Origin of the sequence: Hydrotalea sp., assembly GCF_049968455.1 — a bacterium.
In the GTDB taxonomy this organism is placed as follows: Bacteria; Bacteroidota; Bacteroidia; order Chitinophagales; family Chitinophagaceae; genus Hydrotalea.
On sequence record NZ_JBMFQT010000029.1, the window covers coordinates 1 to 9,512 of the forward strand.

A 9,512-nucleotide genomic window follows, 5' to 3' on the forward strand; every position below is an offset into this window, starting at 1 on the left:
AAAAAAAAGAATCAAATTATTTGATTCTTTTTTTAAAATATCTAGAGCAATAAAAAAATTAAATCAGAATCATACCATCATCTCCTCTGTCTACCAAGGTAACGCCTAATTCATTGTCATCTATACCCAATTTTCCCAAAGTGCCGGAACAAAAAGGTGGACATAAACTCATAGCATTATACGCCAAAATATTGCTTTGACCATTTTCGTCAGTAATATAAATGTCTCTATTCAACATACCCACACCGGTTTCATTGTGTTTGGTGCCCACCATTACCAAAGTTTGGCGGCCGGCATATTCCGGTTTTTCTGCATAATCGGCATCATAAGCACCAAAGTAAAATTTAATTCCATCCGCACCATGGCTTTTCGCTTTCGCAATAAATTCCTCCATCTCTTCAATGCTCCACCAGCCACTTAAAGAATCTTCTTTACCAATTCTTTCACTGTTGTGCACCCAACGTTCTTGTTTGTAATTACGGATTACTTTGTCAACATGAGCGGTATTTACGTATTTACCAACCTTTAATGATTTTTTTTCAATAGTTTGCATAGCTGTAGGTTTTTTAGATGTTTGGAAAATTTGTTTTTTTGAATAACAGTGTAAAACTATTTAACAATTGTTTTGAATAATATTCAAAACTTATTGTCTATCAATTAATTACAGATTAATTTCATCCATAAATAATTCACCCCTAACCCTTTTTATGTACAAACCCGCAAAAAAAACCGTAAAAACACGGGGCAAAAAACCGTAAAAACACGGGTATAAAAAAACGTATGAACACGCAGAAAAAACACCGTATAGTAACGGTAAAAAATACCGTTTTATTTTCTTTAACAATAATTCCTGTATTTCAAAATAAGTTTGGAAATTAGCAATGGGTTGAACGCCAACCGTTTTTATAAATCCAATATCCTAAGGCTTAGCCCTAAAATTTCCCCAATTATTTTGGGGATTTTTTTTGCCCCATGCTAATCCTGCAAAAACGCAGAAAGGTTTTGCACAATTGTGCATTCTGTTGTATTTTTCTTTTCGTTATGCAACTATCATACCAACCATGGTATTTCACTACACCCGCTAACTGGTGGCAAAAAGCGCCGTTCCTGCGTTTGTTGTTGCCTTTTGTAGCGGGCATTTTGCTGCAAACTATTGTTGCTGTTGCTTTTATGTATACGGCCATAGCAGGTATTTTGGTTTTGCTAGGCTACTTTGCTTTTCAATTGGCCCCGATTTATTGGCAACTACGCCGGTTTATGCTAAAAGGTATTTTGGTCCACTTGTTTCTATTGTTGTTGGGCATGTTTGTCATGGGCTATCAACAACACCAACTACAACCTGCTGTTTCATTGCCTGCCGGTGTACAAAATTTGGTAATACAACTTAATGAGCCCTTAACCGAACGCAATAAAACTTATAAAACAGTTGCCCATATACAAAAAGCGTTACTAAAGGGTAAAGCAGTTTCGGCAGGTGGAGATATGCTTTTGTATTTTAAAAAAGATAGTACTTTACTTAGTTGTTTGCCCCAATTAAATACCGGTTCACAATTAGTGGTGCAGTGTAACCTGCAACCCATTCGTAATTCGGGTAACCCCGGTGCTTTTGATTATGAAGCCTGGTGTCATCAAAAAGGCATTTATTATCAGGCTTTTTTAAATGGAAAGGCTATTCGCCAAATACAACAACCCACCACAATGGGCTTACCACAGATGTTGTGGAAGATACGCTTGAAGATTTTGTATTTGCTGCACCATTACATTCCCAATAAACAGTCGCAAAGCATTGCCTCGGCTTTGTTAATGGGCTATAGAAATGATTTAGACCGCGAATTGGTGCAAGCCTATAGTAATGTGGGCGTGGTGCACATTATTGCTATTAGTGGATTACACATGGGTATGGTGTACGGTTTGCTACTTTTTTTATTGCACCCTTTAGAAAGCCGAAAACAGTTACGCTTATTTAAATACATAGGGTTATTATTGGGCATTTGGAGTTTTACACTTGTTGCAGGAGGTGCCCCTTCGGTAAGCAGAAGTGCAGTGATGTTTTCGTTTATAGTTGTTGGCCAATGGCAGCAAAAAGAGGCCTCTACATACAATAATCTGGCAGCATCGGCCATGGTATTACTGTTGTATAATCCCTTTAATTTGTGGGATGTAGGTTTTCAATTAAGTTATGCGGCAGTAGCCGGAATAGTTGCTTTTCAGCCTCCTTTACAAAAGTGGCTATTGCAACGGTTGCCTTATAAAAAAATTGTAACATTAATTAGTGTTACGCTGGCAGCACAGGTATTTACAACCCCTATTAGTGCATATCATTTTCATCAGTTTCCCCTTTATTTTTTAATTGCCAATATTTGGGTGGTGCCTTACTCTGCTATTGTATTGTATGGCTTATTGCTATTGCTACCTTTAACTATTTGGCCCGTGTTGGCAGGTGCGTGGGGCAATCTTGTTTCAAAGGGTATTGAAGTATTGAATGCCGGCGTATTGGCTATTAATGCCTGGCCACATGCCGTTTGGAAAAACATTTATCTTACTTCGGGCCAAACAGTTTTGTTATTACTGGCATTTCTTTTATTCATTTATGCCATTTCCTATCAAAAAAAATTACCCATTTATTTTTCTTTTGTCGCTATCGCTTTATTTGTTGGTATACGCACAATTGATTATTGGCAAAAAAGCCACCAACGAAAACTTATTGTGTATCAGGTGCCACAAGCTACTGCTATTGACTTTATTGCCGGTTCAGATTGTAAGTTCTTCGGCAATGCCGCTTATGTTTCAGATGGGTACCTGCGCAATTTTCATTTGCAACCCAGCCGAATAGCGCATCGTATTCGTGCCATTCATGTGTTAGATACTACATTACAATCCTCAATGAACATACAATTTCAACAACACCGAATTGTATGGTTAAATCACGCCCCGGCAGCACAACCAAATTCCTTCACAAGCGCTCCTGCAGTGGTTATTTTATCGCAAAATGTTGCTTATTCACTTACTGAATTGGGAAAGTTATGGCCCACCAGCTTTTTTGTGGCCGATGGAAGTAATGCTTTGTGGAAAATCAATGAATGGAAAAAAGAAGCAGAGGCTTTACATTTGCGCCTTCATTCGGTACCTGATTCGGGGGCTTTTGTGATGAACTTATAGCCATCGAACATTCTATCTGCAAACAACCAATGTAACATACCATGCAAAAGCAAATGAAAAGTGCCCTTATTTCCGTTTTTTATAAAGACGGCTTAGCCCCTATTGCCCAACAATTACATGCATTGGGTATCACCATTTATTCAACCGGTGGTACACAACAATTTTTAGAAAAAGAAGCCGGAGTACCTTGTGTTGGTGTTGAAACCTTAACGCATTATCCCAGCATTTTAGGCGGAAGGGTAAAAACCTTGCATCCTGCTGTGTTTGGCGGTATTTTGGGGCGAAGGGCAGAAGCACAAGATGTGGCTGAAATGCAACAATATGCCATTCCTGAAATTGATTTGGTGATTGTAGATTTATATCCTTTTGAAGAAACAGTAGCTGCTACCAACGAAGAAGCAAAAATTATAGAAAAAATTGATATTGGTGGCCCTTCCATGATTCGTGCTGCTGCTAAAAATTTTAAAGATGTAATGGTGGTGGCTGCTAAGGAAGATTACACCGCATTATTAAAAATATTAACCGAGCAAAAAGGTGCCACAACTTTAGAACAACGGCGTGCCTTTGCTGCTAAGGCATTTGAAGTGGTGATGCATTATGATGTAGCCATTCACAACTATTTTAATGCACCTGAAACTGTTAGTGAACAAGTAATGCGTTACGGCGAAAACCCGCATCAAAAAGCATCATTTAAGGGTAATTTGCAAAAGTTGTTTGTGCAGTTGCATGGAAAAGAATTGTCGTACAATAATTTGGTAGATGTGGAAGCTGCCATACAATTGTGGTTAGATATAAAAACAGTTGCGAAAGCATGTGTATTTGCTATTTTTAAACATACTAACGTATGTGGCATTGCTGAACGGGCTACATTAAAAGAAAGTTGGGAAGCTGCATTGGCCGGTGATCCGGAAAGTGCTTTTGGCGGCATATTAATAACCAATGCGGAAGTTGATGCAGCAACAGCATCCGCTATTCAGGAAATATTTTTTGAAGTGTTAATGGCCCCTTCGTTTAGTATAGAGGCATTGACTATTTTAAAAGGAAAGAAGAACAGAATACTATTGCAATTACAACCCGATATTATATTGGAAAAACAACAATACAAATCGTTATTGAATGGCGTATTGCAACAAACCACCGATGAAGGAAATATAGCAGCCTATAAAGAAGTAGGCGGACGACCCACCACTGATGCTGAGAAAGAAAACCTGTTGTTTGCAAATTTGGTTTGTAAACATTTAAAGAGTAACGCTATAGCCTTGGTGAAGGACAAACAATTGGTAGGTAAGGGTTGTGGACAAACATCAAGAATTGATGCTTTGCGCCATGCAATTGAAAAAGCACAACAGTTTCAATTTAACTTAGAAGGTGCTGTATTAGCCAGCGATGCGTTTTTCCCTTTTAACGATTGTGTGCAAATTGCCCATGCTGCAGGTATTGAATGTTTTATTCAACCCGGCGGTTCTATTCGCGATAAGGATAGCATTGACTATTGTGTAGAACATAAATTGGCCATGGTATTTACCGATATGCGCCACTTTAAACATTAAGCAATGTAATTGTGTAACCCTGTTCATTATACTCAATACATTGAGGCATATTAATAAATCATGCAAGTTAAAACCAAAGCCTATATTGCCTTTGCAGCTACCAGTATTTTATGGGGTTCTACCTGGGTAATGAGTAAAGTGGGTGTAAAGGGATTGCCGGGTTTGCAGCTTTCTGCTATTCGGCAATTTATTGCCGGGTCGTTAATTGTTGCCTTTTTTTTGCTGCGTAAACAGCCGCTGCCTACCGTTAAGCAAGTGCTGCAATTAACGGGTATCGGCTTTTTTACCTTCTTTCTATCTAACGGACTAAGTACCTGGAGTGTTGCCTATATTTCAAGTGGATTAGCTGCGTTAATTGCTGCGTTGTATCCGTTATTTGTGGTGTTGTTAGAATTATTTGTAACCAGGAAAAATAAACCCAATGCCTTAACTTTTATGGGTTTGTTTTTAGGTATTTCAGGCATTGTGTTGGTGTTTTATGAAGATGCATCGCACCACCATGCCGGCAATTATGTTACGGGTATTTTACTTTGTTTAACGGCTACTATTGGATGGAGTATTGGTACCGTTTTGCTTTCTAAGAATGTAGTAAAAGTGCAACCTCAGTTTGGATTGGGCTGGCAAATGCTTACGGCTTCTGTATTAATTGGTCTGCTTTCGTTACTAACGGGGCAGCATATTCCCTTGCAACAAATTCCATTGTTTTCATGGCTGGCATTGGTGTATTTAATTGTGGTTGGATCAATTATCGCCTATATCGCTTTTTTATACACTATGAAACATTTAACCCCTTCGGTGGCGGCATTGTATGCTTATATTAACCCCATTGTTGCGCTTTTAATTGGTGCAGTGGCTCTCAGTGAAAAATTAACGGTGTTAAATATGATAGGTTCTATTATTACATTGGTGGGTGTTTACCTGGTCAACAAAAGTGTTCGATTGAAGAAAAACATGATAGCCGACGCAGATGGTATGTAATATGCCTGTCATGTATGGGACTACTCCCTTTTTTGCATCCATGCCACAAAAGCTTTTTGCCAGGGCAACATTGTTGCTTCATTACTTAAGCAGTGATTGTGCCATACCGGAATACAAAGCCCATTCACCTTTTTAATGTGGGCATCAAACACCGTGAGCTGTTCATAAGCCGCCTCTACGCTTAATTTTTCATGAAATAGGCAAGCCGTATCCATCCAACAAAAAGGGTATACCGTTAAGTTGGTTCCGGTTTCATGGGTTAAATGATACCATTGAAAGGGTTGGGCATAAGCTGCCCTAAATCCGTTAATGGTACTGTAGCCCATGGAATAATCGGCTTGTATATTCAATTGCAATAGTTGTTCATAACTATTTGGTAACTGAAAATGCAGATAATGAAAACGGTTGTTGTGTATGGGTTTTTGTGGGTTAAACTTTGCTAATTGTTGCACCTCTTTCATAGCTATGTTGGCACTATTGGCCTTACTGCTTTCAACCGATAAATGAATGCCCGTGGTGCAATATTGTTGAATTTGCTGAATGATGTTTTGCATGCTTTTTTTGTGTGTAGCAATATTATTGTCTAATGGATGGTTGCGGTTAGATAATAAAATAAAAAACACAGGAGCCAATTTTTGGTTTGTGCACAAGGAAATGAGCAGCTCAAATACGTCAAACGGGTCACGTTGTTGCCCACTCACTACTTTCATCATTTCATCAAATTCCTGAAAATTCTGTTGAAAAATATATTTGAAAAAAGTTTTCAAGTTATTCAGAAAACCGTTGTCAACATATTTCAGCATTCTATCTATATCAAATGTGGGTATAAACGCATAGTTTTTTTGGGGGAGTTGATACAAAGGAAAAAGTTGTTGTAATTGTTTTTCTACTTGTAGCAACCAATAATCAATTAAAGGCATTTGCAAAAAACCGGAACGGTATGCCAGGCTTTCTGTTGCCGGGTAACGGCCATACCCATCACTGTTGTAGGGTAAATATTCCTCATAGCGGCTAATTAAATAAAATGCCGCAGCTAAAACATCAAAACCTAATACACCATTATTGGCAAAGAATATCGGTAAATTCCATTTTTCGTCCATGATTATCCGTTGTGGCTGTATATTTTTTTCAAACAACAGTGTATGCGGTGCAATGGTAAGGCAAGTGCATTGGAAGGGATGATGAGAGTAATTAATTTTAACGGCATCAGTATTTTCAAAGGCTACAGCATCTGTAGTAATACCAAATTGTTGGCCAAACAAGGTTTCTACAATGTACGAAAGCCTGTTACTAGGTTGATGGGTAAATAGTAAATAGGTGTTAGGCATAAATACACACAACCTTTAGGAAGGGTTTTGAGGCGTTTGTTGTTGCCACAATTCATTGAATGTTTTATCGGCAAACTGCAAAGGCGTTCTATGTTGGCTCCACTTTTTAAATAGTTGGTTCACTATTTTGTTCTTCAAAGTGCCATTGCCCAAATTCATCATTTTACGGTGTAAGCTGGCGGTTTTCCAGGCTTTCCAGGCCAATCGTTCGGTTAAGCTACTGTTGCCTTCCAACACAGATTCATAGCGGTTTTCTAACAACAACTCATGCAAATTAATATGCACCGGACAAACCTGTGTGCAATTGCCACACAAGGAAGAGGCAAAACTTAAATGCTGATATTCCTGCATGCCTTTTAAATGTGGGGTAATTACACTGCCTATTGGTCCACTGTAAGTGGTGTTGTAGCTATGTCCGCCAATGTTTTTATAAACGGGACAAGCATTTAAGCAAGCGCCGCAGCGAATGCAATACAATGCCTCACGCGATTTACTATTGGCCAGTAAATGCGTACGGCCATTGTCTAATAAAATAACATACATTTCTTCCGGTCCATTGGCTTCATGAGGTTGTTTGGGTCCGGTAATGATGGAGTTATAAACAGTAACTTGTTGTCCTGTGCCGTAGGAAGCCAATAAAGGCCAAAATAACGGAAGGTCATTTACGCTGGGTAAAACTTTTTCAATACCAACAATAGCAATATGCGTTTTAGGCCAGGCAGTGGTTAATCGGGCATTGCCTTCATTTTCCGTTAAAGCAATGCCGCCAATATCTGCCAATATAAAATTGGCACCGGTAACACCAATTTGTGCCGCCGTATATTTTTCGCGCAATTTAGCGCGGGCAATTTGTGTTATTTCAGCTGGGGTTAATCCGCCGGGCACGCCCAGTTTATTGGCAAATAATTTGGCTACATCTTCTTTGCTTTTATGCATAGCAGGGGTAACAATATGGTAGGGTGGTTCGCCATCTAATTGTTGAATATATTCGCCCAAATCGGTTTCCACACTTTCAATGCCTTTTGATTCTAAAAAGTGGTTCAAATGAATTTCTTCGGTAACCATGCTTTTACTTTTTACTACCGAAGTACAATTTTTAGCCTTGCAAATTTCTTCAATAGCTGCCAGCGCATCGTTGGCATTTTCAGCCCAAATAACCTTTGCGCCACGTGCTGTAATTTGTTTTTCAAATTGTTCCAATAAAGTATCTAAATGTTCAATGGCGCGCCATTTGATATTCTTTGCTTTTTCGCGAACCGACATTAAATCGGGAAATTGGTGTTGACCCTTAGGTACTGCAGCATTGTATTTTCCAATGTTGAAATTAATTTTTCTTCTATGATCAAGGTCTTGTGCTTTAATGGTACTTTTAGCCACAAAGGCTGCAGCATTTTTATTCATAACAACCATATTTTAAAACCGATAAACAATGTAAGCTACGCAAATTTATTTTTGGGTTAAGCGCATATTTTCAGCCGTAGCTGCTAATGCTTCATAAAAATCGGGCCCGTATTTGCGAATTAAAGCATCTTTTAGGAAAATATATACCGGCATTTTTAATTTTTTACCCAGGCTGCAAGCCGGTTTGCATAAACTTTCGCGAGGCTCATAATTAACGTATTCCACATCCGTATGCTTTTTGCTTTCTGAAATACGAATGGGGTATAAGTGGCAGCTAATGGGTTTTTTCCATTGGGTTAAACCCTGGCGGTAAGCTTGTTCAAAGGCACAAAGAATTATACCTTTTTCATCACGCTTACCATAAATGCAAATACCATTGCCAATAGTGGGAGTAACCCATCCAAATTCTTTATCATAAACCGAGTGGCCTTGTTTTTGCAATTCAGCCAATCCTTCTGCACTCATAAAAGGTTTAGCTGCTTCCAAGCTATCTTTCAGGGGTTGTAGTTCATTTACTTCCAGGGGGGCACCGGCATCGCCATCTTCACAGCAAGCCCCTTTACATTTTTGTAAATCGCACACAAATTGTTCCTCTACAACAGAATCGCTAATTAAAACATTGTCAATGGCTATCATGCTACATTCAGGTTTAAAAAGGGTATAGATGGCAAAGATAAAAGGTTTGTTTGAGGCAGGGTTGATTTGTGCAAAAGGGTTGTAAAGCCAACAAAATGACATTGGCCAATTGGTGTTGAAATGGCGGATACACTTATTGAAATAAAAAAGAGCCATTTTTTAGGGTATTGATTCACCATTTTTTTCAGTTGCTCAAGCGGTTTATGGAGGATTAAAAGCAGGCAACTTCGATACAACGCCCACTCAACAGCGTTGCGCAACGCTGTTGACCCGAAGCAGTATGGGAGCGGTATAGGAGGGGGGGGTAGGAGGGTAGATAAAAGCAACGCAGATACTAAAAAGCCATTTAGCCAAAAAAATAAATTAATTAAAAATGCTATTCCAATACGTAGAAATACGTTTTTATGTATGATGAGCAATAATTATTTTAGTATTTCATTATTGTAAAAAAAAATTGGCC

At 38.7% G+C, this 9,512-nt stretch carries 7 protein-coding genes; 3 read left to right on the forward strand and 4 right to left on the reverse strand.

Going from position 1 to position 9,512, the window contains the following annotated elements; genetic code table 11:
• Nucleotides 1-58 precede the first annotated feature (58 nt).
• Nucleotides 59-553 carry a hypothetical protein gene (locus ACP5P5_RS13110; RefSeq protein ID WP_428286564.1) on the reverse strand — a complete coding sequence of 165 codons (495 nt, stop codon included), beginning with the start codon at nucleotides 551-553 and terminating at the stop codon, nucleotides 59-61.
• A gap of 488 nt (nucleotides 554-1,041) precedes the next feature.
• Between ACP5P5_RS13110 and ACP5P5_RS13115 the strand changes: the two genes are divergently transcribed.
• From ACP5P5_RS13115 to ACP5P5_RS13125, 3 genes are read left to right on the forward strand one after another with little or no spacing between them, the layout of a single operon-like run.
• The gene (locus ACP5P5_RS13115) at nucleotides 1,042-3,159 is read left to right on the forward strand and encodes a ComEC/Rec2 family competence protein (protein WP_428286565.1); all 2,118 of its coding nucleotides are present in this window, start codon (nucleotides 1,042-1,044) and stop codon (nucleotides 3,157-3,159) included.
• Between the two features lie 41 nt (nucleotides 3,160-3,200).
• Nucleotides 3,201-4,709: a bifunctional phosphoribosylaminoimidazolecarboxamide formyltransferase/IMP cyclohydrolase gene (gene purH / locus ACP5P5_RS13120; protein WP_428286566.1), complete on the forward strand. Its 1,509-nt coding sequence runs from the start codon at nucleotides 3,201-3,203 to the stop codon at nucleotides 4,707-4,709.
• A gap of 60 nt (nucleotides 4,710-4,769) precedes the next feature.
• Nucleotides 4,770-5,687, forward strand: a complete 918-nt coding sequence (locus ACP5P5_RS13125) for an EamA family transporter (RefSeq protein ID WP_428286567.1) — start codon at nucleotides 4,770-4,772, stop codon at nucleotides 5,685-5,687.
• 20 nt (nucleotides 5,688-5,707) lie between these two features.
• Here ACP5P5_RS13125 and ACP5P5_RS13130 read toward each other — a convergent pair whose 3' ends face one another.
• Genes ACP5P5_RS13130 through ACP5P5_RS13140 form a run of 3 tightly spaced genes read right to left on the reverse strand, consistent with a single transcriptional unit; the run spans nucleotide 5,708 to nucleotide 9,052 of the window.
• Entirely contained in the window at nucleotides 5,708-7,015 is a 1,308-nt protein-coding gene (locus ACP5P5_RS13130; protein WP_428286568.1) for a DUF7033 domain-containing protein, read from the reverse strand.
• A 15-nt stretch (nucleotides 7,016-7,030) separates the two neighbouring features.
• Nucleotides 7,031-8,416 (reverse strand): LutB/LldF family L-lactate oxidation iron-sulfur protein, encoded by a 1,386-nt coding sequence (locus ACP5P5_RS13135; protein WP_428286569.1) that lies wholly within the window; start codon nucleotides 8,414-8,416, stop codon nucleotides 7,031-7,033.
• Between the two features lie 45 nt (nucleotides 8,417-8,461).
• A complete protein-coding gene (locus ACP5P5_RS13140; protein WP_428286570.1) occupies nucleotides 8,462-9,052 on the reverse strand; it encodes a DUF3109 family protein in 591 nt (196 codons plus the stop codon).
• Between the last annotated feature and the right edge of the window lie 460 nt (nucleotides 9,053-9,512).